Consider the following 26922-nt stretch of genomic DNA (forward strand, 5'->3'; position numbering starts at 1 on the left):
ATCCAGAGGGTAAACCGGTTGTGGTGTTACCGTTTCTCCCTCTCACCCAAAAAAGGGGCGACGCCTCTTAAGAAGCGCCGCCACAGCATTCTACTGCTCGCTTAAATTCGCGCCAGATTTGGCGAACTGAGCATACGGCTTAAAAACTGATTTGCGGTCTGCTGGTCGACGCGCTTGCCAATGCGGGCCAGCAATACGTTTGCCGGCTCCATGCTCACATTCGGCTCGGTGGTGGGATATTCCTTAAAACCCTGAGAGCCAAACAGCCGCGAGATCATCTCTCGATACCGATACACCGAGATGCCCAGGTTCTCCGTGTCCCAGTGCCACGAGAGCCCGATAGCGAAGAGAATCATATCTTCCAGCGCGTCCAGTTCAAGGGCAAATTGCAGCATAGAACGTGCGATCCCCAGGCCACGCCAGTCGCTGCTGACCTCTATTGCGACCTCGTAGAGGTTCTCGATACCCTCCCACCACTCGTCAGCGGGCGCAATCGTTACCTGCCCGACGATCACTCCCGAGGGCGTGTGGGCCAGCGTCAGCGCGCAATCGGGACTCTTCGCGATATCCAGCAGCAGTTGATGCTCGCGCTCTGGCAACCGTGCGAAGGTTCGCAACCCATCATCGGGACGCAGCCGCTTGACCAGCGACACCGGACTGAAGTCACGCAGGAGCAGCGGGCCACGCTTTGTCTCGATGGTTCTGGTGCGCGAGGGTGTCAGCGACGGATCGCGATTGAGATGCAGCAGGTCAAAGAGCCCCGCCAGCGGCGAGCGATGCCGCGTTGAGGGAAAGGCCTGACGCACCGATGGCGGTATCACCAGGTGACGCACCAGAGCCGCCGTCTGCCGGTTTGTATTGCTGATCGACCAGCGGCGCGGCTGCGGCGGGAAATCCTCTTCTTTATCCAGGAAGGTGCTCGGGAAGGTCGACGTTCCCTTTGTCGAGCGCATCACTTCCAGCAGCTCCACATCCTGCTTCATCCGTTCTTGCCAGCGCTCGCGCCAGCGCTCAACCCATTCCGACGGAAGCTGCTCCGGCACCTGCTGCCCGGTCATCTCGGCCCAGACCAGCGCCCACGCACGCGGCACCACGCGATACAGCGCATACCCACCACCACCGACAGCCAGCCAGCGCCCTCCACAATAGGTATCGGCCAGTTGGCGTGCCATCTTTGCCTGCGCACGGATACCCCGCATGGTCAGCGCGAGGTGCGTTAATGGGTCCCACGCATGCGTATCACACCCGTGTTGCGTGACGATCACATCAGGCGCGAATGAGGTCACAAGCGGGTGCAGCAGAACATTCATCACCTCGATATAGGAATCATCCTCGGTGAAGGGCTCCAGCGGCACATTCACCGCGTAGCCACGCCCGACACTCCGCCCGGTTTCCAGCACATCGCCCGTTCCCGGGAACAGATAGCGCCCGGTCTCATGAAGCGAGATCGTCATGACGCGCGGGTCATCATAGAAGAGCTTCTGAACACCGTCCCCGTGATGGGCATCGAAGTCGATGTAGAGCACCTTCGCCTCGGTCGCCTGCAAGACATGGGCAATCGCAACCCCCACATCGTTATAGATACAGAAACCCGACGCCCGATCAGACCAGGCATGATGCAGGCCACCAGATGGATGAAAGACACGCAGCGGGCGCTCCTCTTCGCTGGCAAACGTCCCGCCCTCAGGCAATCCCATAATCGCGCTGAGTCCGACCAGAGAGCCACCCGCGATCCAGGCCGCTACATCATGCATATCAAGCACTGGCGGCGTATCGTCACTGTTAAAGCCATAGCGCATCTGTAACCAGGCCCGTTCTTTCAGCTCGCCCTCTATCATAAACTCGTCCGACTCGCTGAGCTTCTGCACGGCCTGAATATAATCACGCGTATGAGCCAGCTTCAATTCAGCATCCGTGGCCTGCCGGATCGGCAAAAACGTCGCCGGGTCTTGCTGATCCCATAACCCGCTGGTCCGCAATAAATCTATCAGGGCCTCAATACGCACCGGCTGCAACGGATGCTGTGGCCCGAGTTGATAGTGTAATTCCGCCGGATCAAAGGCCAGGCGGGCCCTTTCATTGTGCATGCAGCTCCCCCTCCTCCTACGGAGATTCAAAAGCGCTCTGTATCCCCCGGGAAATTGGTATCACTCAGCGCTTTTACCCCTTTTGGATCATTCATCGATATCAATGCCTGTACACTATTGTACACCGTCCTCGCTGTCAAGTTCGCCACCGACCTCCAAAAGCAAAAAGCCACCGAGCAAGCTGCCGCTGATCTCTATCTGGCCGCCCCTGTAGAGATCCAGCGCGTCAAATTGCAGAAGTGTCAGACCGAAATGCAGGAGTTTACAGCCTTCCTCAAAAGATCTATTTTGCAGACGAGGCTGTCACTCCCTGAAAATAAGGTGAAGTAGCCCTTTTTATTCTACTGCCTATGAACTACTTCACCTTATGATATGCTTGATTCACCCTAAACATTTATACGAGCATATCTCGTAGATCACATATTATCGGATCATCAGGCCATAAGCTTTCCATAACCCGATATGCAATATATGCTTCATTCAAGTACGTTTCGCTTTTCAATTTCTTTGCTATCTCTAGTTCAGCTTGCCAGAGCCGAATAGAAAGTTCTTTGTCCTTTTGCTGTGACGGGAGTTTGAGGGATGCGAAGGTTGCCTCGCTGAGAAGTCCCATATGGGTACGAGGAGACATTTTCTCTCTCATTGGAGCATGCTCGCTCTCAATATCTATGAGCTGTGCGAAAAGTGCGAGTGCTTCATTCTGTGCGCCTGTGTATGCACGGGCAATTGCTTCTTGCCTGACCAGATTCGCATGATCAAGATGAAAACCAGGCATGTCTTCATCAGGAGTGGCCTGAGCGAATGCTTCTTGCGCCTCTCGAACTGAACGTATTACCTCCTGTTTCTGGCCGTTGAGCGCCTGGAACTTTGCCAGACCGATGAGCGCCCAGGAACGCACAAGAGCAGGCACCACTACGCCTGGCTGTGACATAGTATATACCGCTTCTTGTGCTGTAAGCAGCGCAAGTTTGCGCCTCTTCTGAGAAGGAATATCTTGAGGCCACTCATAGACCGACGCCAGTTCACGCAATGCCATTGTGAGCGTAGTAGGGTCTTGTCCTTCTTTTCCATAGAGGACAGCTTTTTTCGAGTATTCTCGTGCTTGCTTGATGCTTTGTAGATGGTATGACAGGCGCTGCTGGAGCTGGTAAATTTGAGAGATCAGCGTTGCAGCTTGTTTCCTGAATTGAGGAGAGATGTCAACAATTGACTGAAGAATTGATAAGTACGCATGTAGCTTTTCGGCTGCAAACACCATGTCTTCGGGCCAGCCATCTTCACTGAGCATCGCACATGCTCGGATTGCAGACGCATAGTGGTGCAATAGCTCCTCTGATGGCTGCTGTATGACAAATGTTTGAGGCAATAAGGCTGTATGTCGTAATGCCTCTCTCCGCTGTCGTATTACCTCGTTTTTCGGTTCCATACATTCCTTTTAAGCATTCAGCAATACATGCAGGGTTTCTATCTACCTATTTATACCGCTTGATCTGGCCTATAAGTATTCTATCGGGCCGTGAAGCTCATCAAGAGGACAAGATGTGTCCTTTCCATACGGGCTCTTCTTTCATATATCGGGCCTCTCTACATGACTTGTCTACAGCATCTACAAAATGCTTATTGAAAAAGATCAGGCCGTTGCGTTTTTAATAACTGAAACCCGAACTTGATGACATAGGGCTCCTTTGTATATTTCGCGTTTTCACGCAGAGATTGATAGAGGTTATGCATGCGGATGAGATGCAAAGGCGACTTCTTTGCTTCTGGTAAAATCGATTCGGCGATCTTTAAACCTTCATCCAGATAGCCGCTTTGAATAGTTGCAATAGCTTCTTCAGACCGGGCCGTTAACGTTCTACGCATTCGGGGATGAAGAGAAGGCAAGCTCTCTAAAGTTGCTAAGGCTGTTTGTGGTTCTTTCAGGGCAAGATGCATCTCAGCCTTTGTGATTATGTGCCAACTGAGATCAATCTTGTGAAAGAGAGGCTCTGTCTCTTGCTGATATTTCTCAGTGAGCCTGAAGGCGATGTCGTTTTGCTGTTTCGCTACTGCCATATCCTGTCGCGAGCGGGGATACACACTTAACAGAGCTGCTAGCTCGTCTCGGGAAGCGCTCTCCACGAATGGAGGTACGGCATAATTTTCAGCGATATTGACGGCTTCTCTCGCAAGATCAATTGCAAGTTGCAGATCTTTTGGCTCCTGGTGTATACTCAAGCTCCACTTCTCGTCCTGGATGTATGCATACATATACAGCGCTTTCGCTCTCTGTGCCTGATATGACTTCCTTTCAGCAACACGTATCGCTTTTTTTATGTATTTCTCTGCCGACAAGAGATAGCCCTGCGCTCTCTGCATATTTGCGGCTGCAATAAGATATTCGCAAAGCAATCTCACTATCTCATCTCTACTATTTTGATACAGAATACAGTCTTGCAGTACATAGATCCTTGAGAGCGCCTCATCAAAACTGTCGTAGGGGTTCTGCCAGAAAGAAATCAAGCGATCTCTATAAGCATTCAGGTTCAGCGGAGGAAGTTTGTTTGATGGAGTTGGGTGGAACAGCTTGTTAAGATCTTCCATCTCCATAGTTTGTAAGCCAAGATAAGCAGGTGGAATATTTAATATAGTATGAAGTATCCATCTCCTTTTCTGATCTACTGGAACGGTATTTGAGCTTTCCATGCGCTCCCACCAGCGTTTACTCACAGGTTTATCTCCTAAGGATATCAGCAACTCATTATACAAGCGTACAACTTCACCAGTATTATACCAATTAAGCTTGTTGAGCCGCCAATCCCTCAGGACGTTTGCTTTATGGGTTAGCACAAATAAATCAATGTACTTTAGAGATTTTTGCTTTGATTCCATACCATCCCTCCATATACCTTACACATCTCTGTAGAATAGACTCCCATAAAACGCGACAAACTGCTGCTTAAAGCATATTACTTTGTCGCTCTCCTTATACATTAGCATGATATTTATAAAAATGGAATAGCTTTCCCTACCAGAATTACAATAAAAACTATCAACATCCACTTTTTCGGGGTTGGATTTATGAAAGAAGTCGGTGAAGTAACATTGAATTACACCTTCCACAAAGATGAGATAGTAGCTGTGATGGAAGTCCTGAATCAGTTCCTCAGCTATGCACGCTCACATCCCCCTAAAGACGAGAAAGGGGTGAACCATGTGGAGGCGGTGCGGCGCTTTGTTGAACGTGTGAAACAGGAGCCTGCTGGTCCTCTATATTCTCAGGTTGTCTATCACGTACAGGCGCTGAATCGAGCACAACGCGAGGTCGATAACGGGGCATGGAACCCACTGTTTTACAAATCAGCAGTGGATCGCGTAGCCAGACACAAGGAATGGTTACAGTCACATGGCGTCCCTGTCTATCTCGACACGACGGCACGATGCTGGTGCCTTTGGATTGCCCTCGAGTAGGCAGAGTCAAGCAAGGAGGCTCTTATGCACAGGTCTGAAGTGGATGCACTTCGAGAACAGATCTATCTCGCCTGCGTGTCGCTCCGCGATCTCCATCATCAATCAGGCCGCGTCCAGGGGCGTTTGCAGGCGTTGGTGGCGGCGCTTGATAAGCATATTGGTGTTGAGGCAACAAATAGGTTGGTTGCGTCCATCTGCCTCAAGGTTGATATCATACCGGCGTATTTCCGTCTGCCTCAAGATGAATATCAGGGAGATGTGGCATGCAGGGACGAAAAACAACACTCTACGAGTTACGAGTAAAACACAATATCTACCATCAGGAGTTGCAGGAAGCATGTGAGGCGCGGGGGCTGCGTCCCTCGTATCTCGCGTGTATGGCGGGGGCGGCCATTCCGCGCGAAGCTGCTGAAATGATTCTGGCCGCCTTTAATGAGCTGGCGCATACCCACTACCAGCTTGATGAGGTCGAAATAGCGCTCAGGCCCCCGCTTTCAGAGCAGGATCTTGAAGGCAAGCTCAGGCAACTGGACGCTTTGCGGCAACAATGGCTGCAAACACGGAGAAAGAAAGCGCTGGATGCCTATCGGGCACTGGAGCGATGGTTTGAAAACCAGGGGCTCGCCCCCGCGTATCACTACGCGCTTGAAAAGCATGTGGTCTTTTGAAAGGTTTGTGTTGCAGAAAGAGTCAGGAAAAGCGAGTTCGAGATGCAGAACAAGGATACCTATGAAGTGAGGGCCGGGAACACGGTTCTATACGTGGGCAAAGACGCCGAGCAGGCTCGCAGAGTGTTCTTTGCCGCCGCGAAAGAGCAGGCATACTACACCCGGAAAATTACATTCTACGTCAATGGAAATAGAGCAGCCGAATTCCTGGAAAAGCCCGAATTCAGATAACAGACATCATCTGGTCACTCTGTTACCCCTTTTTGGAGCCCTGATACCGGCTGTGTACCAGGGCTCTTTTCATGGGCTCCCCGAGCGCTTTCAGGGGTGCAGCTCTCCCTCCTCTACAGGAGTGCCAAAGGCATAGTGGATCCTCTCTTGCTGCAAACGCAACAGAAATGGAGCGGGATTAATGGTGCCCAGGCGAATGATCGCAACATTCGGCACGCCTCCAATCGAAGGGGCCGCCATCACGCTGCGAATCTGCATGTTCATCTCCGCCGCCAGTAACAGCGCCCGCGCCAGCGGAGCCATATCGCCGAGCGGCAAGACGATATCAAGCTGCATGCCCGGCTCAAACGCGCCCATTGCCCGCGAGAGTGCCAGCAGCAGATCACTGCGTGTTACCAGCCCAACCAGCACCGCCTTATTCTCATTCTGGATGATCTCATACTCAACAACGGGTAAATAATTGAGGTTCCGTTCTACCAGAATTTGAGCAGCAGCCGGAACACTGGTCATTGGCGAAACGCGTAGCGGCGCACGATGCATCACCTCGACAACACGCCGCTCCAGCCAGGGGCGTTGTGACGTCGCGTTCGTATCTCGCTGTCGGGCCAGCGCGGCCTGTAAATCGATGTCCTGCGCCGTCAACATCCCTTCCAGAACGGTCTTGCGCACCTTCTTCTTCTCCACCTCAACATGCATAGAACGCACTACAGGGAGATGGTGAAATCCATGCTGCCGCAGAAGATTCACGGCGTGCGCCAACGTGGCGTCAGGAGCAATCGTAATCAATTTGGTGGTCATAATATCGCGAACAATCATTCCAGTCTCCCGTAGCAAGCATATCACGAGCCCCCGAGCGGCAGGCCGATATCTATCATAGCATACGGTTGCATCGGGCTCACAACTTCGCTCGCACTACTTCGTACAATATATAGGCTAGATAGAGCAAGTGATCAAAGCTCCAGACAAGACCCTGCATCACATCTCGCATGGGCGTAGCACTAAGAAAATTACGTTGAGGAGTGAACATATGGCTACTAATGAAGATACCACAAAACCACGCGTCAGTATCCCGGAGACAGAGCAACAGAACACCGAGCAACACCAACCGGAGAGCGCCGAGCCAGAAAACACAGGTCAGCAGCCACTGGAACCCGATGATAACGTGACCGCCCCGATGGATTTTCACGAACAGCTTGCTCCCACGCCCATCACACCAGAAGAACCAGCATCAGAAGCGGAAGCAGAGCCCACACCAGTCGCAGAGGAACACGAGCAGACACCGAATACCGAAGAGAAAAACGAGGCTCCCGAGCAGACACCAAACACCCGGGAGAAGAACGAGGCTCCCGAGCTCACAGCTTCCTCACAACAGCCAGCGGGCACCATCGTCACCCCGGCTCGTGAGGCCCCGGTGACCGCGCCACGCCTGCCCTATATGCGCGTGGAGGATCTGACCGAATTGCGCGTCGTCAGCGATCCACAGCTTTCGCCGGATGGTTCGCAGATCGCCTTTACCGTGCTTGAAAGCGATGCCGTCCACAATACCACACGTAGCGCTATCTGGCTGGTCAAAAGCAACGCCAGCAAAAATGACCAGCCCTGGAAACTCACCACTGGTACCGCCCACGATACCCAACCGCGCTGGTCACCCGACGGCAGACGCCTTGCCTTCCTGAGCGATCGCAGCGGCACGCCACAGATCTACGTTCTGACCATGTATGGCGGTGAGGCCCAACAACTCAGCGATCTGCCACAGGGCGTCAGCGACTTCAGTTGGAGCCCCAACGGCAGGGCGATTCTTGCCCAAAGCGGCTGGAAGCCCGCCGACGAGCAGAACCTTGAACAGCCTGGCTACGCCCCCACGATCATTACCCGTCTGGGCGCTTACCGAGAAGGTACAGGCTTTCTGCACGGTCGCCATCAACAGCTCTGGCTCCTCCCGCTCGCTGGCGAGCCGACACGCATCACCTCGGAACCGGTCGATCTGCTGGACGCAAGCTGGTCGCCCGATGGCAGCGAGATCGCCTTCTGTGCCAACCGCCGCACCGATGCCGATATCAGCGCGAGTAGTGCCCTCTGGGTGCTGACGCTGAAAACCGGCCAGCTTCGACGGCTCTCCCCGGAAGACGGCGTTGCCGCTATGCCAGCATGGTCACCCGACGGAAAGTATATCGCCTTCCTCTACAGCCCGGATCAGACCGAAGCGAGCAATATCGCCCCCTGGCTTGTGGAGGCCGATGGCAGCGGCACAGCTCGCCCGGCGGTCCCCGGCGCCGAAGCCATCACAACCCAGGTCTGGATCATCGACGAGCTGCGCACCGACTACCTGACGCGCCCGCAGTGGTATCCCGACAGTCAGTCCTTTATCGTCACCGTTCAGGAGCGGGGTCAGGTGCATCTCAGCCGTATCAATCTCGTCAAGCAGAGCATCGAGCGGCTGACAAAGGGCAACGGACGCTATCTCGCGCCACAGCTCAGCCAGGATGGCCAGCGTATCGCTCTCATTCGCGCCGACTGGTTCACGCCGGGCGATATCTGGTGCACGGACGGCAACGGCGAGAATCTGCGCAAATTGACCCGCGTCAATGACGCCTTCCTGCAAAGCCGCCAGCTTATTCGTCCGAAACGCGTCACCTGGAAGGCACACGACGGGCTGGAGATCGAGGGCTGGCTCTATCTGCCTCCCCTGCGACCGGGCACCCGAGCGCCACTGCTTCTGGCTCCGCACGGCGGTCCTACCGCGGCCTGGGGAGATGCCTATGTGCACGAGTTCCAGGTGCTGGCCGGGCGTGGCTATGCAGTGCTGGCCCCCAACTCGCGTGGCAGTTCGGGCTATGGCGAGGAGTTCAGCCGCAAACTCCTGAACGATTGGGGTGGCGATGACTACCGGGATCTTATGGCCGGGCTCGACCACGTGCTGAGCACCGAGCCGCTTGACAGCAGCCGCCTGGGCATCACCGGCATGAGCTACGGCGGGTATATGACCAACTGGGCCATCGCGCAGACCAATCGCTTCAAGGCCGCGGTCAGCCGCAACAGCATCAGCAACATTATGACTGCCGGGCTGCTCTCGGATCAGCCGACCTGGTTCCAGCAGGTGATGGATACACCCGACCTGCAACGCAGCCGCTCGCCGCTCACCCACGCGCATAAGATCCAGACGCCGCTGCTCCTGCTGCATGGCGAAAACGATCTCCGCTGCCCGATCAGCGAAGCGGTCCAGTTGTTTACGGCGCTCCGCCAGCGCAAACGCGTGGTGCAGCTTGTGCGCTATCCCGAGGGCGGCCACCTGATGGATTGGCCTGCCAATGGGTCGCCACAGCTCCGCCTCGATCGGCTGCGCCGCACCGTCGAATGGTTCGAGCACTTCGTCTAAGACAGAACAAAAGCCGGGAAGTATTATTATCCCGGCTTTTCCGTGCTTTACAGGTCGTCGTACCCGGCTTAACCGAGGACGAAAAGCTGCACCAGCGCGAAAATGCCAATCACGGCAAGGAAAATGCCATAAATTCCCGCCGCAATCCGCGAGACACGATGTGTTCCACTGACATACTTCGCTCGCAGGCTGGAGAGCGCCATGCGCACCGCCACAGCGATGATACCCAGGATCAAGAAGAAGTCTATCACCCGTACCGCCATCGCCCCGTCAAAGACCAGCAGCAGAACAACAATACAGGCAAATGCCAGAAACGCGCCCAGTACGTCCAGAACCGCCCATCCCATAAAGGCAGGATCATCTATCGAATAACGCTGCATTTTCGGCGTGATGATCCAGATAACCACCAAACCAACAATATAGGCAAGAATAGCCCCTATAGTCCAGAGAACTTGCTGCATGCAGTATTAACCCCAGCTAAAAACACGTGCATTTTTCTCCAATGTACGTGCAGTTGATGCATCTATATAATAGATGTATGTATCCGGGAAAGTGGTCATCCCCAACTGCTGAAAGCTCTGCATCGCAAAAGCCTCGCTGTCAGCCCGCCAGGAGACCTGACCGGCTACGCTCGGAGTCATGGTCTGCACCTTGCCGGGATTATCCAGGGAGATCAGGAACGGGCCCTGCTCCTGCCCCATCTGCATGTATGCGGTTGCGACCAGTTTCTTGTTATCGGGCGACCAGCTCAAGTCAACATCGCGAGCCAGGAAGGTCGCGGGCACGCCGGCAAAGGCTCCCTGCTTCTCCCCATTCTCCAGATTCACGATCTGTATTTCACTCGCCTCCTTGCCCGGTCTGCCCTCCTTCAACACCTGCACAGCAAGCTGCTTGCCGTCGGGCGAAACGCTCCACCCCGGATGGACAAAAGCGCTGACCATCCGATTCGCGCACCAGGGAATATGCCCCATATTGAGTACCTGTTCGTGCTTCTCAGGATTGCTCAATGAGTAGCGATAAATGCCCACAGAGCTCTCATTCGCGCCGGGCTTATCGACCACCTGTACGTAGAACTGACCCTGACTATATTGCGCGTTCAGAAGTGTTGGCTTGCCTTGCTGCGGGTTCGCGACAGGGGTTGCACCGATCGTGCTTTGAGACAGGACTTTCTCCAGCTTCTGCGACTCCACATCGTAACGGTACAGGCCAGCGTCATCGCTCTTCTTTCCCGTGACGCCATTGTACCACGCCAACAGGTGTGACGCATCTTCCCAGGAGACAAAATTCCAATAGTCCTCCTTCGCCTCACCCTTTAAAGAAGCATTACGCTCAATTTTGGGGAGACGAATCGCCGTTGCCTGGCCCTTCTGAAAATCATACACATACAGCGAGCCGTTTCCGGCATAGTCCGGGCCAGGACAGCCACCGCCGCCGATTCCATAGGGCAACGCATGATACGCAAAGGCCAGATAGCGATGATCGGCGGACCAGAGCGGCATCTGCCAGAAGACCATTGTATTCTGCGAGAAGTTGAAGCTCGTTACCTGCGTTGGCGATTGTCCATTCTGTGCCGCCCAGAGCTGATTCTGACGGACGAAAGCATAGAAGTCGCCCTTTGAGTTCTCCGGGGCTTGTTCCAGCTTCGGGGTCGGTGTTGGTTGAATTGCGGGCGTTCCGCTTCCCGTATCGGGCGTGCCACGCGGGATCGTGCCTTCTCGCGGTCCACCACAGGCGGCAAACAGCAGCACCATCAGAAATACAGGAAATAACGCCGCTCTCAAGCGCTTACGCATGGAAAAGTCACCTCTCCACTCTCTATTACACAGCTTCAGCACTGCTCCATCTCGAAACGATAAAGCCTGGCTACCACAAACCATATCATACTGTTTCACGATTTTCATTGCCAGTAGGAAATATCGCCCGTCCGTCCCACCACCTCGCGGCTCTCCTCGAACACGCTCGATCTATCGAGGCACAACGGGAAACTTGTGGTATACTTGAGAAAAAGGGTGTTTTTGTTCCATGCATACACATCCGGACGCGGAACCGATGAAGCCTTCATCAAACCGCCTGCGGTCTTCCCCCACTGCACTCTATGCAATACGTGCTATTGAATTCCGCTAAAACACGCTACATGCTATACTTGCTGTGTTCTTTTCATACCTGGTCGTTACCATTAAAGAGCGCTTTTTTGGCAGGGAGCACTATTCATGACATTAGATGGCCAACGGCTCGATCACTATCAGCTCTCTCATCCCATCGGTCGCGGCGGGATGGGAATTGTCTATCTGGCGCAGGATTTACGGACTCCCCGTTCTGTCGCTATCAAAGTGATCTATATGAATCTGCCTCACAACGAGGAAGAGAAGCAAAAAGCGATACACCTGTTTCGCCGCGAAGCAGGAATTATCGCCTCAATGGACCATCCCCACATTCTTCCCCTTTTTGACTATGGAGAAGAAAGGGTAGATGGCGAAGATATCGCCTATCAGGTGATGCCCTATCGCAAAGAGGGATCGCTTGATCAGTGGCTCAAGCAGCGATACGCAGGCGGCGCACTACCCATTGCGGAGGTTTCACGCTTTATCACGCAGGCCGCCAGCGCTCTCTATTACGCGCATAACTCGCAGATCATTCACCAGGACATCAAGCCCTCGAATTTCCTGCTCCGCCAGCGCCCCGAGCGCCCTGAGCGTCCGGACCTGCTGCTTGCGGACTTCGGCATTGCCCGGCTGAGCACCAATACCAGCAGTTCCAGCATGGCAACCATGCGCGGCACCCCGCAGTATATGGCTCCGGAGCAGTGGAAAAGCCAATCGGTCCCGGCCTCCGATCAATACGCGCTGGCAGTGATGGCCTACCAGATGCTGACCGGCAGCACGCCGTTTCAGGGCAGCCCGGAGCAGTTGCTGTACCAGCATCTCAATGAGCCACCGACCCCGCCCACACAGCTCAATGCGCATCTGCCGTCCACCATCGACGCGGTCTTGCTCCGCGCCCTGGCGAAAGAGCCTGAGCAGCGTTACCCCAACATCAACACCTTTGCCTCAGAACTTCAGATAGCGCTTCTCAACTCAGATACTCCGACCGTCACCCTATCTCCTGGCTACATTCCGGGTGCGCGCTCCACCTCGGGAGGGCAGGGACCGCGGCCCGGCTACACACCCGTTTTCACGCAGACCCCACAGAGCAACCCACCGGCCCCCAACACGCCGTCACAACACGGCAACACCACTATTCCAGCGCCGCCAACGACCGACACCCCGGCGCCAGCAGGGAACACGAGCAAGAACAAGGCGCTGCTGACACTCCTGCTCATCAGCCTTGTCGTGCTGCTTGTCGGCGGCATTGGCAGCACTTTTCTCCTGCTCAACAATCACCCGAATCAGCCACCATCGAAGAACGCCCATTCTCCAGCAACCGATCAGCCAGATAGCATCACAACGGCCACGACAGAAGGCACATCACCCACTATCCCGGCGGTCACGCCCGACGTCAGCGCTGCCGAGGCCGCCCAGAACCCCTATCCCGAATATTTCCCCAAAGACGGCACGCTGCTCTACCTTGACCCGCTCACCACAGCACGCCACTGGCATGATACCCCGCTCAACCAGGATGGCGGCAAATGCACCTTTATCCGCAACGAGCTCTATGTCACCCTGACCGAACTGCATATGTCCTTTCCCTGCACCAGCGATTTCACACTACAGGACTTTGCAGCCGAGGTCACGATGACCATGAAGAAACCCGGCTGCGGCGGCTTCTACTTCCGCTACAACGCAAATGAGCATCGTGGCTACTATTTCCTGATCTGCACCGATCAGACCTACACGCTGTACAAGTTCAACGGGAAGGACGCTTCGGCTCAACGCATGACCGGCAGCACCAACAAAGTCACCACGCTCTTCCCGGTAGGCGCGGGACAATCCCACACGCTCGGGCTCTTTGTGCAGGGCAACACGATGTACCTGTACGTCAACGGTCAGTATCTTGACAAGTTCACGGACAGTACCTACACCCGGGGCACGCTCGGCCTCGCGGCAAGCGCCCAGAACAAGGATATGATCGTTGCCTACCATCAGTTGAAAGTCTGGCAGCCAGGCGCCTGACGAGCAGGGGGAGCAGACGCGGCACTCCCCCCGGTCTGGCAAAAAGGTTACCAGCTCTCGGGCATAGACGTGAGCAGGGAGATATGCTACAGTATCTAGTACATTTTTGGTTCATGGAGCATTGATGCATGGTCGAATTGATATGGAAAGGGAAACAACGCGCTCTTCCCCCGGCTTCCGCGCAGCTTCATACGATCGCTCAGTATCCCCCGCAAACCACGTCACCGGTTGACTGGCAGAATCGCCTGATTCAGGGCGATCGCGGCATCTGCCTGCCCGCATTGCTGCCAGAGTTTGAGGGAACCGTCCAGCTTATTTATATCGACCCGCCCTTTATGACCGGACGTACATTCAGCAGGAACTCTCAAATAGCTTATCGTGACGTCTGGGGCAACAGCCTTGATACGTATCTCCAGTGGCTCTACGAGACGCTGCACTATCTCTATGCTCTGCTCGCTCCGACAGGGAGCCTCTATATCCATCTGGATTGGCGCACCACTCATTACGCGAAGCTTCTGCTCGATGAGATCTTCGGGTATAAGAGACGAGGCGGCGGCTTTAAGAATGAAATCATCTGGCACTACCAGAGCGGCGGACGCTATCGCAGGCTCTTTTCGCGCAAGCATGACACGATCCTCTTCTACACGAAATCAGAGCACTACACCTTTCATGGCGAACGTATAGGCGAGCGCCGTGGGGCTCAAAAACGCAACCATATGCGGCGGGAAGTTGGCCCGGATGGTCGTGTCAACTGGGTCATTCGGGCAGGAGGGCGCACCTACACCTATAGCGAAGACGATCGCATGACACCAAGCGACGTCTGGACCGATATCAGTCACCTGCACCAGAAAGACCCGGAGCGCAACGGCTACGCCACTCAGAAGCCCGAGGCGCTGCTAGAACGCATCCTGCTGGCCTCCTCCGAGGAACATGACCTTGTGCTCGATTGCTTCTGTGGCAGCGGGGTCACGCCTGCCGTGGCCGAGCGGCTTGGGCGTCGCTGGATAGCCTGCGATCAAAGTGAGCTTGCCATTCAGACGACCCTGCACCGCCTGCTCCAGCAGCCCAGGCAGCACCCCTTCCTGCTCCAAAAGTGCCAGCCCTGATAGGCCAGAAAGCGTTCAGGCATCCCTGTTGAGATAGCATTTCATGGTATAATGTTTCTACACTGGAAACGAGCAGAAAACGTAAAGGAGACACATTTTCATATCATGCTTGAATTGCTCGAACAACTTTTCCGCCAGGTTCGCAGCTACTCTCAATCGGAGCGCTTTGACCGCAAACGGATCTATCACCGCACCGCCAAACATGTCACCATGCAGTTTGATCGAGACGCGGAAGATATCATTATCCAGGGGCTTCAAGAGAGCGGACACGGCTTCGAGATCATCACCGAGGAGCGCGAAACCCTGAGCACAACCAGTAACCCGCAATATCGTATCGTCGTCGACCCTATTGATGGCTCCACCAATGCTGAGCGTGGCATTACGGCCGCTGCCGTTGCGCTTGCCGTTCTACCAATCGATGCCCCGATTCTTCCATCGCACGTGCAATGGGCACTGGTTGGCGACCTGTTTAGCGGCACCGTCTATCTTGCTGGAAAGGGACACGGCTCCTTCCGCAACGGGCAGCGCAATCAGGTCAGCTCTATTACCTCTCTGAAACACAGCATCATCGGGCTCAATCTCGATAGCCGCGACTTGCACACCCTCGAACGTCTGCTACTTAGCTCTCCCCGTCCTCTCGGCGTCCGCAGAAGTGGCAGCACCGCCATTGATTGTGTCTACGTTGCCAGCGGCACCTATGATGCCTATGTTGATGTGGGCGATGTTCTGACCGGTGAATCATTTCTGGCATCAGCCGCTATTGTACTGGAAGCAGGCGGCATCGTTACCGATCACAAGGGGCAGGAGCTCAAGCCTGTTGCCAACCTGACAGACGGCTATTCCATCGTCGTTGCAGGCAATAAAGACCTCCATCAGGCCATACTCAATAAGATTAACCCACGCCCATAGTTCCCGTATACAGTCAAAAAGAGGACGCTCGCCCGGCGGGTCGTCCTCTTTCTCTCTGAAACAATACGTCTATCGCGATACGTCAATCATCATCTGGGCGTCAACACAGCGCTGAAGCCCTGCCAGATACTCGCGAAATAATCGCGGGACATGCTTGTAAAGTTGGTAGGAGCGGAGTCGGCAGTGAAAACAGTATTTGCATCTCCTCCCTTGATCACAAACAGGTGTCCGCCGGGGAAATACTGTGCGTCGCGCAGGCTGACAATTACCGGCTGACCGCTATTTGCGATATCAATGACCTCCTGGAGTGAACGGGAATGGCCCGCACTGGTGTTAAAGCCAAAATGCGCGGCGGTTTGTGCAATCCCATCTTCAGTCAACAACCCTAAATCAACGTCCCATACCCCCAGATCCAGTTCGACCTGTAACACGTCCGCCGCCTTGAGGTTCTTGCCATAGGCGTTCATCACCATCTGCATCGAGATACCAGAACAGGATGAGTAACTCCAGGTGTTCAACTGGTACGAATTGTAATACTGCGAGGGATCAGCCGAATCGACTCGCACCACCCGTGAACTGGCCGAAAACGTGGGAGACTTCGGCGCCTGCGGCTGCTCATGGGAAGCGAGGTCATAGCCATAGGTAATCGGTTTGCCCGTGAGGATATTCAGGCCGATACCCTGAATGCGCTCTATCGTGCCCTCGGCAAGCCCGGTCTGGATGAAGAGGGTCAGCACAATCATCACCAGAAAGCCAGCCGAGATCAGCATGCGGTGTCGGCGATACCATGACCCGGACACCATAAAAGCGGGAGGAGGTGGCGGGCTTTCCATGCCGACTATCTCGCCATCGCGCAGGTGCAGAATCGCGGTGACATGAGCATCAAGGGGATGCTCGGGAAGCTGCGTCTGAGCCGCGAGCGCCCGTTTATACCGTCGATACTCGCGCCAGGCACTCATGACGAGGCTGGCAACTATCAGCACCATTACCACGACCAGCAAGACCGTGACGATCGAAGTCAGCATAAAAATCTCACCTACCATTCAGAAATTCGATGCTACTCAGCAGTTAAGTATAACGCAAGAGCAAAATCACAACCAACTCACCCGCCCAAAACAGCCAGATATTGCTATGCATTTCTAGCGTGCTCGATATCGTCCAGCGCTTCGTAAAACTCTCCATACAGATCGAGTCACGCTGACATTCCTTGCTTCACCATTCAGCGCATACATCACTCACCTGGCCACGAAGCCCAAACCCCCAAACCGAAGCTCTCGCCCTTCTATAGAAACGCCCCCATCACATAGCGGTTTTTTCTTATTCTAGCATGACCTATTTCGATTTCCCACTTTTCATGACTTGCTTCCTATATCTCCCTATACACAGCCTGTTTCACCAAACCAGGAGCGCTGTAACCAGCCACCATAACATGACGTGTAGCAGATAGAGGACCTGCATCATAGAGAGGAAGGGGAATACAGTATGTTAGAGAAACCCAACCAACAGCAGTTCTTCGTCGGCCTGCAAACCTCAGGAGAGGAGAACAACATTGTCCCTCCATATCAGGTTTCTCCGTATCCAGCCGAAGGACGCCCCGACATCGGAGAGGAAACTGCCTCAGAAGAGCAGGAAACCACGATCATGGAACCTTATTGTTCCCGCCCTCCCGCCGAAGGCCGCGAGGATATTGCCAGCGATGTGCAACAGGAAGAACAACAGGCATACAGTAAACAGCATCCCCCTACGCCCCATCAAGCCAGGAAACCGCAGGGGGAGGCATAATGATGCACGATAACCGTTCTGTTTCCTGGCGGCAAGGAGCGATTTCGGGGTGTGCCGGAACCGCTCCTATGACCATTTTTATGCTCCTCACACAGCGCTTGCTTCCCGAAGGAGAACAGTACGCCCTGCCCCCAGAACTCATCACACGCGACATTTCCAGGCGCCTGCACCTGAAACTCCACTGGAATAAGCAGCTCCTGTTGCTTGCCACCCTCATCTCGCATTTTGGCTATGGCGCAACAATGGGAGCGCTCTACAGGCTGTTCTCCAACCGGGTAGCGCTTCCCGCCGCCCTCAAGGGAACACTCTTCGGGCTGTTGATCTGGGGAGCCAGCTATCTGGTCTGGATGCCGCTGCTTGGCATTACGCCCGCCGCCCAACGCGAGCCTGGACGCCGCAACGCGCTGATGATCGCCGCCCATGTGGTCTGGGGCGCCACGACCGGGCTCCTGGCAACCTGCCTGAAGTCCCGGCAGGCTCAAGAGCGCCGCTGAGCCAGAAACCACTTGTAGAGCTCGGGGTTCGCATAGGTCTGCGTCCAGGAATCGTGTCCGCCCCGCGGGTAGATGGTCAGGCGGACGTTGCCACCACACTGCTCCAGCCTGCGGACAATTGTCTCGGCATATTCGAGCGGCACCACTCGATCCAGCGCCCCATGAAACGCCCACACCGGCAGATGCCTGATCGCGGCGACCGTCCCCAGGTTGCCGCCTCCACAAATCGGTGCGATGGCGGCAAAACGCTGCGGGAAGGTCATGGCCAGTTCCCAGGTCGCGAAGCCGCCCATGCTCATCCCGGTCACATAGATGCGGTCTTCATCGACCCGATAGGATTGGACAAACTCATCCAGCAGCTCCCCAAGCAGATCGACACGCCATCGCACCCCGGGCAGACATTGGGGTATCAGCACGAGAAACGGAAAGTCCTCGCCCTTTTGCAGCAGCTTCGGCAGTCCCTGCGTTTTCAGCTTTTCAAGGTCGGTCCCGCGCTCCGCGGCCCCATGCAGAAACAGGATCAGCGGCCAGCGCTGTTCAACCTCCTGCTCATAGGAGCCGGGTAGATAGAGCAAATAGCGGGTATTCAATGCGCCCTCGAAGCTCCTCCGAAGCACTTGACCCTCTTGCAGTCCCATAACCTCTCCTTATTTCAGGCAAACTGGTTTATCCAAACTACACAGAATCGCACAAAGTCGTGGGGTAATTCGGGCAACAGGCAGGATTTCCTTGCTTTCACAGTGGCTCCCTGCTCTTGCATGCTTGAGAATCAGGAACACAAAACCAGTTTGTACAAACTACAGAGACAGGCACCCATCTTGCTTGACAAGGAGAGTCTGTCCCATATAGAGTATGAAACGTTGAATCAAATCAATGCAGGAAGGATACACAGGAGTTTATGGAAGCGTTCTATATCGGTTGTCCAATGTGGGGGTACAAAGAATGGGTCGGGCGCTTTTTCCCGCCACGCACGCCAGCCAGCGAGTTTCTTCGCCTGTATAGTCGTCGGTTGACGACCGTCGAAGGAAACACGACGTTCTACGCGCTTCCATCAGCCGAAACAGTGGCCCGCTGGCGCCAGGAGACCCCGGAGACGTTCCGCTTCTGTCCCAAGATCTCACGCGATATCAGCCACACCGAGCCCCTCGACGCTCATACAGCGGAGACATATCACTTTATCGAGCGCATGCGTGGCCTCGGCTCGCGTCTGGGCCCCATCTTCTTACAGCTCCCACCAGCCTTTGGCCCGGACCAACTGCCACAACTACACCGCTTCCTTGAGCGCTGGCCCGAAGATGTTCGGCTGGCCGTTGAAGTGCGGCACCCCACCTTCTTTCAGGAGCCGCAGGAACTCGATGCACTGCTTCAGCGCTTCCGGGCAGCACGCGTCATCATGGACACGCGGCCCATCCGCATCGGTTCCCGAGAAGAAGTGCAGGACATGCAGAAACGAGAGCGCAAGCCGAACCTTCCGCTGCATCTTGCCACCACCACCGATTTCGCCTTCGTGCGCTATATCGGTCATCCCCGCATGGAGGTGAACGCACCGCTTCTCGCTCAGTGGGCTCACCAACTGGGACAATGGCTCAAGCAGGGGGTCACGGTGTACGTCTTTTGCCACTGCCCCTATGAGGAACATTCCCCTTTCATCTGTGCGGAGCTATACCGCCAACTCCAGCAACACGTATCGCTCCCGGCACTTCCCTGGCGGCCTGACGCTCCCGATACTACGCCGGAGCAGCCTCGTCTGTTTTAAGCGGGCTCAGGGGGACATCGCTGCTCAGCGGTGTAATAGCCAGCGCAGGCTTACGCGCCGCAATCACCTTTTCATAGACGCGCGTGTACTTCTCTGCCATCACCTGCGCCGAAAAATGGCGTCTGACATAGGCGCGAACCAGCGTGCGATCAAGGCTCTCCACCTTTGGAATAGCCTGCACCATCTCATCAAGGGTGCGCACCAGAAAACCGCTGATTCCAGGCGCCACAATCTCAGGAGCAGCACCACGGGCGAACGAAATGACCGGGCAACCAAGCGCCATCGCTTCCAGCATCACCATGCCAAACGGCTCCTCCCACTCGATCGGGTTGAGCAGCACCCGCGCCTTGCTCAAGAGCTCGATCTTCTGCTGCATATTCACCGGACCGATATAGACCACCTGTTGACCGTCAATCTGTGGTCGGATCTGCTTCTCGTAATACTCAATCGAGGAAGGCAGGTAGGAGTCAAGTGTGCCGGCCAGAATCAGGCGAATACCGGCCAGTCTTGCTGCTTCAATCGCGAGATGCGTTCCCTTGTCAGCGACGATACGACCAAGCCAGACCGCGTAGTCTGCGGGTTCAAACGTCTTCGGGTGAAATACCTCCATTGGTAAACCGTGATGCACAACACCCACAAAATTCAATACAAATGGGACCTGCTTCTGCGCACTTTTACTGATCGCGACAAAGGGAATGTCACGTAACCATTCATAGTAATAGGTATCAGCATCGCCCACCCAGTTCTCGGCCTTGTCGAACGGGAACGGACTATGCAGCGTGGAGACATGCGGAACAGGGATGTGCGTCAGCAACGGATATTGATACATATCAGAAGCTGATGAGAGATGCGTATGAATGATATCAAAATCGTGTCTGCTGATATACTCTATCGCTTTGAAGTAATGATAATAAGGCTTGAGATGGGCCGACCAGGGAGCACCCTCATCAAGCAACGCATGCGGGAAAAATGAGACATGTCGTGCTGACGTCTGGGCATCCCCAGGAGCAAACAGTGTTACATCATGCCCCTGTTTCACTTGCTCTTCGATCAGGTTATACAGCACAACTTCTGTTCCGCCGTAGTTCTTCGGAGGTATAGCTAACCACGGTGGAGCAATATGCGCTACCTTCATATTTCACCCTCATCTTGCTTGTAAGAATCGCATTCACTGTAAAAACGCGCTACCAGAAGAACAAGAGGTACCACCAAAAACCAACCCCACCCTCTAAAACGACGCGAGCTGAACACAGGTTCTACAGCTTATGCGCTCTTTCTCCACGGATTCGCGTCAAATCGGGATGGAGAAGCGCAAGAAAAAAGCCTCACTTCAAATACGGAGACCAGCACACATAGGGATACATTTTATATCATCTTCTTACCGTCCACTCTCTATTATAGAACACAGCTTTAAAAAATGCAAGATCATCTCATTAACTAGTTTCCCTCAAATAACTGAATGGTATATACTGCGAGAGTTATAGTTATAATCTATTCTCCCCTCACAGTCTCTCCTTCAATACTCCATACAAAAAGGCAGACGTGAAGCCTTTCCCTGAAGTGGATGCTGGCCAGACTCAACTTTTTTTCCAGTTGCTTCCTTTGTTGCACCCACAGGCCCCACGTCCTTCATTACAGGATTTCTCGGCTTTTTTCGCTTTTGCTGTACTTATAGAGGAAAGAAATAGCGCCCGCCAGCCACTATACCTGCTGTGCCACTTCAACACAGCGCCACGCCGGCAATTCAAATACCAGATATGCAGGCATCGCAAGCGCTTTCCAGAACGCAAGCGGCTTGACCCCGAGCAACTGAGCGGCAAAGAGCGTCAACACCGTCCCGTGCGAGACCACAATCAGTTGCTCTGCTGGCTGTTGCGCGAGCGCCGTCTGTAACGCCTGTTCAAAGCGTTGACGAGCCTGTAGCGCCGTCTCACGCCCAAAAACCAGCCGCTCCGGCTCCGCAAAGAAACGGGCAATCGTCTCCTGCCAGCGCTCCGCATCGAGGAAGGGCATCCCCTCGCGCTCGTGCTCATGCAGATTCTCAGCCGTGCGCCAGGGAAGCTGTAGCTCACTTGCCAGGATCCGGGCCGTCTCCTGCGCTTTGGGTTCCACGCTGGACACAATCGCGGTCGGTCGATAGGGTGCCAGCCGCCGCGCCAGGACGCGACAGCGCTCTGCCCCCTCTTCCGTCAGTTCCCACTGCTTCGCCGCTGTGGCGGGATCGACCCGCGAGAGCGAGTGCCGAACCAGGATCAGCAGCCGCTTGCCCGGGGCCTGTCCGCGCTGTGGCTTCGGCTCCTCGGGCGGTGTCGGGAAGCCCCCAAAGGCACGAATTCCCTGCATACAGCCGACATGCACCAGCCCATGACCGATACTCTCAATGAGGGCCTCATAGACGCTGATCGAGGGGTTCCACGGCAGGGTAATCGTGCGTTGCCAGTCCTCTGGTGTCAGCCCGGTCAGGCAGGCTTCTATCTGCTGGTGCATCGTCGCAAGCTGCGCGAACAGCTCATCTGCTGTCCGAGGCTGCGGCAAGCGCGGCGGCCATTCCTTTCCGGTCGCCACACAGGCCACCACCAGCACCGGTCGATAGGCATGGATCGCGACCTCTCGCAGCGGACGCAGATCAATGGCGGGCGCACTGTATGCTAGCTGCTCATCAGTGAGCCCGGTCACCACAGCCCGCACCTGCTGATACAGATAGGCGTTGAAGGGAGAAAGCATCACCATACTCCTTTTTTCGGGGTTGAGTAGCGGGATTCACAGTACTCATTTTTGGTACAGTATAAGGCGGGCAGGCAAGAAAAAAAGCTGCGGGGAAGCAATACCTCCGCAGCTTTGTCTGTTTGATGCTTAACGATTTCCGGCGATATCATAGAGCTGCACCAGCTCCTGAATCACTTCCTCTTCGCGCCCTCCCTTGATGCCCTCGGGCACACAGCTATGCAGGTGGCCCTCAAGAATCATATGCTCTATCTTCTCAATGGCTTTGCGCACCGCGTACGTCTGGCGTAAAATGTCTACACAATATTTATCATCCTCGACCATTTTACGGATTCCGGCTACATGTCCTTCGATGTAAGAGAGACGTTTTAAGACATCGCGTCGACGATCATCATGCATTGTTGCTATTCCTTTCCTTCTGACATGTCTTGCTGAAATAAGCCGGTACACACACTATACCACACCCGGGGGGGTTGGGCAAGGTGTCCAACTCTGACCTCATCCTTATACGCTTCGTCGTTTCTTGCACCTCACGGCAGCCTTTCCTGACAGGACCATCCCCACAGTGGAAAAGAGATGCTATGATATGAGTGTGGGCTTTGTAGCGCCTTCAGGGATGCTCGGAGGGGTGTCCCATAAAAGCGTGTAAAGCCGCCTATACAACCTGATTTCTCAATCGTCCTGTGATTCCGCATCAGCTAGAAAGAATCCTATGGCATCGACACCTGTACAGGTCGAAAACGATACACCAAAACCACCGAAGAAACCGGAGCGAGCTCGAAAACAACTGATCTTGCTCTTTCTGGCGGCGCTACTCGTTATTGCCGGTCTGACCGCCTGGCAGATGCTTGCCTCGTATAACGCCAGCACCGCACCAACCGTGCAGGGCCGACCGCTCTCAAATCCGAAAACGCACCTGCACTTTGTCGCACTGGGTGCCAGCTCGAATACCATGTATTTAGGCACCCACTACGGGCTCTTTACCAGCACGGATGGCGGCAAGACATGGCCCGAATCGAAAGGCGCACTCGATCATCTGATGATCACCGTCCTGGCAGTAAGCCCGAAAGACAGCAAGGCGATCGGCGTGGTCGCGACGCCAAGTACCAGCCAGAATTTTCCAATGGGCATGTATTTTACCGACAACGGCGGGCAAACCTGGGAATTGCGCAATCCTGCCAACCTGCCCGGTTCTGCCTACCCTTATACTATCACAGCCGGAACCGATACGCCCGGCCATTTCTATGCATTTTATCTCTATGCGGGCTGGTATGAAACCGGGGATTATGGCAAATCATGGAACAAGTTGCCCGCACAATCACTTCCAGAGATGCAGGCACCCAAATTGCTTCCCTTCCCCGATGATCCCCGTCATCTCCTGATCGGGGGTGAACAGGGGCTCTTCGAGAGCAAGGATAACGGCGCCACATGGCGGCAGCTCGATGGTATCAAGGGCAACGTGATGAGCCTGATAGGCTCGTTCGGCAAGCAAACGACCATCTACGCCGCGACCGATGAGGGCGTATATCACTGGGTACACACTGAGGCAACACCGCAGCCCACGCTTGCCAAATTGCCCGACGAGAAGACGATCACACGCCTTGCCACCGATCCCGCAGGCACCTTCCTGTATGGCATCGCAGGGCGTGAGGTCTGGGTTTCACACGATCAGGGGTCACACTGGACCAAGACCGCGCAGTTCGACCGCACCGATATCACCTCGCTGGTGGTAGATCCTGCCAACCCGCAACAGCTCTACGTCAGCCTGTTCCTGCCACCAAAGGTCATGCACAGTAGCGATGGGGGCAAAACATGGACGGCCTTAACAGAATAAGGACTTTTTGCAGCCAAAATAGGGAGATCTCCCAATAGACAAGCAGATACGTTGCACTCTAAGCTATTCCTTGATAGAATCCTATCAGGGAATAGCGCATTGTTCTCTGTTCTGATATGTACACTATCGATTCTCAGCTTAGCGGCTATTGAGGGCTATTATGCGCGTTCGACCTTTCTTCTGGCTTTTACTTTCCTGTACCTGTACCATCATACTGATCCTTGCGATCCTGTTGCCCACGCCTATGCCGGCCGAGCTGCGTTTCTCGATCGACCAGACAACGCTAGCAGCCGATACCATGACCGCGATCGATGTGCATATTCTCGACGCCGAGGGCCGACCGATCAAGCAGGCGGTGGTCACGCCTCAGGCCTATATGACGAATATGGTCATGGATGCCGGGCGCACCAGCGTGAAGGAGCTCGGCAACGGGCGCTATGTTGTGCGCATTCATTTGTATATGGCCGGTCCCTGGGCCATCAAGATCAAGGCGCAGGCAGATGGCTTTCTCACACTTGAAAAAACGGTCCATGTAGAGGTGCATGATGGGCAATCCACTTACCAGATTCAAAAAGGGTGTAGCAACTTCTTGTGAATAACATCACCCGCCTGTTCTCACGCTTCGTACAACGCTGGAAGCTTTCTCTCTTTGAGAAGGTTATCCTCGTCAATACCTTTGTCCTCCTGCTAGAAACAGTGGTCGCGCTCTGGATCACCAGCCACAACCTTGAGCGGAACCATTACCTGATTGATATGACCTTTATTGTCGTATCAACGCTGGCAACGCTTGTTATCACGATTGTGCTGCTCCGACTCAGCTTCCGCCCACTGTTTGGCCTGCTCACCACGATTCGTGAAGTGAGCCTGGGGAAAACGGATGCTCGCGCCTCCATCCGTTCCAGTGATACCGAGATCGATGAGCTGGCAGGAGCCTTTAACGGCATGCTCGACACGCTGGAAACGGTGCGCCGCGAGCGCTCATACCTGATTCTTCAGGCGCAGGAGGACGAACGCCGCCGCATCGCGCTGGAGCTCCATGACGAGGCAGGGCAGAATCTCACGGCGCTGCTGATCCATACTGAACTGTTGCAGCAACACCTTCAGGAGCCGCTCACGCCAGAGACACGCGCACAGCTTGCTGACGGGCTACAGCAGCTTACCCGGCTTGCTGAACACACCCTGGAAAATATTCGTGTCCTCTCGCAACAGTTGCGCCCGAGCGTCCTTGATGATCTTGGCCTTATTCCGGCGTTTCGCTGGCTTGTGGAAGACAGCCGCCGCTCGCTGCAACTGTCGGTCCAGCTCTCCATTCGCGGCTTCGATGATCGAGAGATCCGCCCGCTCCCACCGCTGTATGAAACGACGCTCTTCCGTATCGCACAGGAATGCCTGACCAATATCGCACGTCATGCAGGCACCACTGAAGCCAGCGTAGAGCTCTGGCGTACCGCTGAACAGGTCTGTGTTCGCGTGATCGACCGGGGATGCGGCTATGATCCCTCAACCCAACGCACCAGCTCCGGCATTGTGGGCATGCGTGAGCGCGCCACCCTGCTGAAAGGCACGCTCACGATCCGTTCTGCGCCCGGAGAGGGAACCGAGGTTCTCGCGGAACTGCCGCTCGCCCCGCTTCAGACGGCGACAAGCACATTGAAACAAGAGGAAGACTATGACAACCGAGGCGAAATCGATTCGCGTCTTACTGGCAGACGATCATGATATCTTGCGCCAGGGCCTGACGCTCCTGCTCAAGGCACAACCGGATATGACAGTTGTTGGCGAGGCTCGCAACGGCATCGAGGCGGTCGAGCAAGCGACACGCCTGCATCCAGATGTTGTTGTGCTGGACATCAGCATGAGTAAGATGGATGGAATGGAAGCCTGCCAGCGCATTCGGGCCCTGCTTCCCGCAACACAGGTGCTGATCCTTACCATGCACGAAAGCGAGGAATACTTTCTCCAGGCGCTTCGCATGGGCGCCGCGGGTTATATCGTGAAAAAGGCCGCGCCCGCCGACCTCTGCAATGCCGTGCGCACCATCGCCCACGGCGGCGCATTTCTGTATCCCGGGCTGGCTAAAGCGCTGATTCGCGAGTACCTCTCGCCGGAAACATCCCGAACGCTCCCCGAACCAAACGCGCAAGATCGCCCCAACCCGCTCAAACGGCTCACCGCCCGCGAGCTGGAAGTGCTGACGCTGGTCGCCGAGGGCCTGACCAATCAGCAGATCGCCGACCGGCTGGTAATCAGCATCAAGACGGTGCAGGCCCATCGTGCCAATATGATGGAGAAGCTCGGCCTTGCGGACATTACCCAGGTCGTGCGCTTTGCGATTCAGCACAAATTGATTTCGGCCGAGTGGTAACCAGCATAAAGCAATCAGTCGAGCAGGACAG

27 protein-coding genes are annotated in these 26922 nt (G+C 55.1%); 16 read left to right on the forward strand and 11 right to left on the reverse strand.

Features of this window, described 5'->3' with window-relative positions; genetic code table 11:
- Nucleotides 1–101: 101 nt before the first annotated feature.
- Nucleotides 102–2087, reverse strand: a complete 1986-nt coding sequence (locus KTH_RS14850; RefSeq protein ID WP_497619684.1) for a GNAT family N-acetyltransferase — start codon at nucleotides 2085–2087, stop codon at nucleotides 102–104.
- A gap of 54 nt (nucleotides 2088–2141) precedes the next feature.
- Between KTH_RS14850 and KTH_RS14855 the strand changes: the two genes are divergently transcribed.
- On the forward strand, nucleotides 2142–2417 hold the full coding sequence (locus tag KTH_RS14855; RefSeq protein WP_497619686.1) for a hypothetical protein: 276 nt from the start codon (nucleotides 2142–2144) through the stop codon (nucleotides 2415–2417).
- A 64-nt stretch (nucleotides 2418–2481) separates the two neighbouring features.
- On the opposite strand, the gene KTH_RS14860 is transcribed toward KTH_RS14855, so the two are convergent.
- Nucleotides 2482–3513 (reverse strand): hypothetical protein, encoded by a 1032-nt coding sequence (locus KTH_RS14860; RefSeq protein WP_497619688.1) that lies wholly within the window; start codon nucleotides 3511–3513, stop codon nucleotides 2482–2484.
- 191 nt (nucleotides 3514–3704) lie between these two features.
- A complete protein-coding gene (locus KTH_RS14865) occupies nucleotides 3705–4958 on the reverse strand; it encodes a hypothetical protein (protein WP_497619690.1) in 1254 nt (417 codons plus the stop codon).
- A 189-nt stretch (nucleotides 4959–5147) separates the two neighbouring features.
- Here KTH_RS14865 and KTH_RS14870 point away from each other — a divergent pair, with 189 nt between their 5' ends.
- From KTH_RS14870 to KTH_RS14885, 4 genes are read left to right on the forward strand one after another with little or no spacing between them, the layout of a single operon-like run.
- Entirely contained in the window at nucleotides 5148–5537 is a 390-nt protein-coding gene (locus KTH_RS14870) for a hypothetical protein (protein ID WP_497619691.1), read from the forward strand.
- A gap of 24 nt (nucleotides 5538–5561) precedes the next feature.
- On the forward strand, nucleotides 5562–5840 hold the full coding sequence (locus KTH_RS14875; RefSeq protein ID WP_111324805.1) for a hypothetical protein: 279 nt from the start codon (nucleotides 5562–5564) through the stop codon (nucleotides 5838–5840).
- Nucleotides 5801–6205: a hypothetical protein gene (locus tag KTH_RS14880; protein WP_497619693.1), complete on the forward strand. Its 405-nt coding sequence runs from the start codon at nucleotides 5801–5803 to the stop codon at nucleotides 6203–6205. Before KTH_RS14875 ends, KTH_RS14880 begins: the two co-directional genes overlap by 40 nt.
- A gap of 42 nt (nucleotides 6206–6247) precedes the next feature.
- Entirely contained in the window at nucleotides 6248–6436 is a 189-nt protein-coding gene (locus tag KTH_RS14885; RefSeq protein ID WP_497619695.1) for a hypothetical protein, read from the forward strand.
- Between the two features lie 90 nt (nucleotides 6437–6526).
- On the opposite strand, the gene KTH_RS14890 is transcribed toward KTH_RS14885, so the two are convergent.
- Nucleotides 6527–7252: a CBS domain-containing protein gene (locus KTH_RS14890; RefSeq protein WP_111324802.1), complete on the reverse strand. Its 726-nt coding sequence runs from the start codon at nucleotides 7250–7252 to the stop codon at nucleotides 6527–6529.
- 211 nt (nucleotides 7253–7463) lie between these two features.
- Here KTH_RS14890 and KTH_RS14895 point away from each other — a divergent pair, with 211 nt between their 5' ends.
- The gene (locus KTH_RS14895) at nucleotides 7464–9812 is read left to right on the forward strand and encodes a S9 family peptidase (protein WP_497619697.1); all 2349 of its coding nucleotides are present in this window, start codon (nucleotides 7464–7466) and stop codon (nucleotides 9810–9812) included.
- Between the two features lie 68 nt (nucleotides 9813–9880).
- Here KTH_RS14895 and KTH_RS14900 read toward each other — a convergent pair whose 3' ends face one another.
- Both KTH_RS14900 and KTH_RS14905 read right to left on the reverse strand, forming a co-directional pair.
- Nucleotides 9881–10273 (reverse strand): hypothetical protein, encoded by a 393-nt coding sequence (locus tag KTH_RS14900; RefSeq protein ID WP_111324800.1) that lies wholly within the window; start codon nucleotides 10271–10273, stop codon nucleotides 9881–9883.
- A gap of 6 nt (nucleotides 10274–10279) precedes the next feature.
- A complete protein-coding gene (locus KTH_RS14905; protein WP_111324799.1) occupies nucleotides 10280–11605 on the reverse strand; it encodes a TolB-like translocation protein in 1326 nt (441 codons plus the stop codon).
- Between the two features lie 417 nt (nucleotides 11606–12022).
- Here KTH_RS14905 and KTH_RS14910 point away from each other — a divergent pair, with 417 nt between their 5' ends.
- From KTH_RS14910 to KTH_RS14920, 3 genes are all read left to right on the forward strand, one after another.
- Entirely contained in the window at nucleotides 12023–13921 is a 1899-nt protein-coding gene (locus KTH_RS14910) for a serine/threonine protein kinase (protein ID WP_497619700.1), read from the forward strand.
- A 128-nt stretch (nucleotides 13922–14049) separates the two neighbouring features.
- Entirely contained in the window at nucleotides 14050–15027 is a 978-nt protein-coding gene (locus tag KTH_RS14915) for a DNA methyltransferase (protein WP_111324797.1), read from the forward strand.
- Nucleotides 15028–15132: 105 nt separating this feature from the next.
- A complete protein-coding gene (locus tag KTH_RS14920) occupies nucleotides 15133–15936 on the forward strand; it encodes an inositol monophosphatase family protein (protein ID WP_170142823.1) in 804 nt (267 codons plus the stop codon).
- A gap of 89 nt (nucleotides 15937–16025) precedes the next feature.
- Here the strand turns inward: KTH_RS14920 and KTH_RS14925 are convergent, their stop codons facing one another.
- On the reverse strand, nucleotides 16026–16961 hold the full coding sequence (locus KTH_RS14925; RefSeq protein ID WP_497619703.1) for a C39 family peptidase: 936 nt from the start codon (nucleotides 16959–16961) through the stop codon (nucleotides 16026–16028).
- A gap of 457 nt (nucleotides 16962–17418) precedes the next feature.
- On the opposite strand from KTH_RS14925, the gene KTH_RS14930 reads away from it, so the two are divergent.
- Entirely contained in the window at nucleotides 17419–17718 is a 300-nt protein-coding gene (locus KTH_RS14930; RefSeq protein ID WP_497619705.1) for a hypothetical protein, read from the forward strand.
- The gene (locus KTH_RS14935; RefSeq protein WP_497619707.1) at nucleotides 17718–18212 is read left to right on the forward strand and encodes a DUF1440 domain-containing protein; all 495 of its coding nucleotides are present in this window, start codon (nucleotides 17718–17720) and stop codon (nucleotides 18210–18212) included. Before KTH_RS14930 ends, KTH_RS14935 begins: the two co-directional genes overlap by 1 nt.
- Here KTH_RS14935 and KTH_RS14940 read toward each other — a convergent pair.
- Nucleotides 18197–18850 carry a carboxylesterase family protein gene (locus KTH_RS14940; RefSeq protein ID WP_497619709.1) on the reverse strand — a complete coding sequence of 218 codons (654 nt, stop codon included), beginning with the start codon at nucleotides 18848–18850 and terminating at the stop codon, nucleotides 18197–18199. The two genes, KTH_RS14935 and KTH_RS14940, sit on opposite strands and share 16 nt — an antisense overlap.
- Nucleotides 18851–19110: 260 nt before the next feature.
- On the opposite strand from KTH_RS14940, the gene KTH_RS14945 reads away from it, so the two are divergent.
- A complete protein-coding gene (locus KTH_RS14945) occupies nucleotides 19111–19968 on the forward strand; it encodes a DUF72 domain-containing protein (protein ID WP_497619711.1) in 858 nt (285 codons plus the stop codon).
- Here the strand turns inward: KTH_RS14945 and KTH_RS14950 are convergent.
- The 3 genes from KTH_RS14950 to KTH_RS14960 form a co-directional block, all read right to left on the reverse strand.
- Complete coding sequence (locus tag KTH_RS14950; protein ID WP_497619713.1) at nucleotides 19940–21103, reverse strand: glycosyltransferase family 4 protein; 1164 nt, start codon at nucleotides 21101–21103, stop codon at nucleotides 19940–19942. The genes KTH_RS14945 and KTH_RS14950 overlap by 29 nt on opposite strands.
- 566 nt (nucleotides 21104–21669) lie before the next feature.
- Entirely contained in the window at nucleotides 21670–22692 is a 1023-nt protein-coding gene (locus KTH_RS14955; protein WP_170142822.1) for a histidine phosphatase family protein, read from the reverse strand.
- Between the two features lie 129 nt (nucleotides 22693–22821).
- Nucleotides 22822–23091 carry a metal-sensitive transcriptional regulator gene (locus KTH_RS14960; RefSeq protein ID WP_111324788.1) on the reverse strand — a complete coding sequence of 90 codons (270 nt, stop codon included), beginning with the start codon at nucleotides 23089–23091 and terminating at the stop codon, nucleotides 22822–22824.
- 313 nt (nucleotides 23092–23404) lie between these two features.
- On the opposite strand from KTH_RS14960, the gene KTH_RS14965 reads away from it, so the two are divergent.
- The 4 genes from KTH_RS14965 to KTH_RS14980 all read left to right on the forward strand — a co-directional run bounded on the left by KTH_RS14965 (nucleotide 23405) and on the right by KTH_RS14980 (nucleotide 26891).
- Nucleotides 23405–24526 (forward strand): WD40/YVTN/BNR-like repeat-containing protein, encoded by a 1122-nt coding sequence (locus KTH_RS14965; RefSeq protein WP_111324787.1) that lies wholly within the window; start codon nucleotides 23405–23407, stop codon nucleotides 24524–24526.
- A 160-nt stretch (nucleotides 24527–24686) separates the two neighbouring features.
- The gene (locus KTH_RS14970) at nucleotides 24687–25121 is read left to right on the forward strand and encodes a FixH family protein (protein WP_111324786.1); all 435 of its coding nucleotides are present in this window, start codon (nucleotides 24687–24689) and stop codon (nucleotides 25119–25121) included.
- The gene (locus KTH_RS14975; protein WP_111324785.1) at nucleotides 25118–26245 is read left to right on the forward strand and encodes a HAMP domain-containing sensor histidine kinase; all 1128 of its coding nucleotides are present in this window, start codon (nucleotides 25118–25120) and stop codon (nucleotides 26243–26245) included. The genes KTH_RS14970 and KTH_RS14975 overlap by 4 nt, the downstream gene beginning before the upstream one ends.
- Nucleotides 26196–26891 (forward strand): response regulator transcription factor, encoded by a 696-nt coding sequence (locus tag KTH_RS14980; protein ID WP_111324784.1) that lies wholly within the window; start codon nucleotides 26196–26198, stop codon nucleotides 26889–26891. The genes KTH_RS14975 and KTH_RS14980 overlap by 50 nt, the downstream gene beginning before the upstream one ends.
- Nucleotides 26892–26922 lie beyond the last annotated feature (31 nt).

The sequence above is a fragment of the Thermosporothrix sp. COM3 genome, from assembly GCF_059696735.1.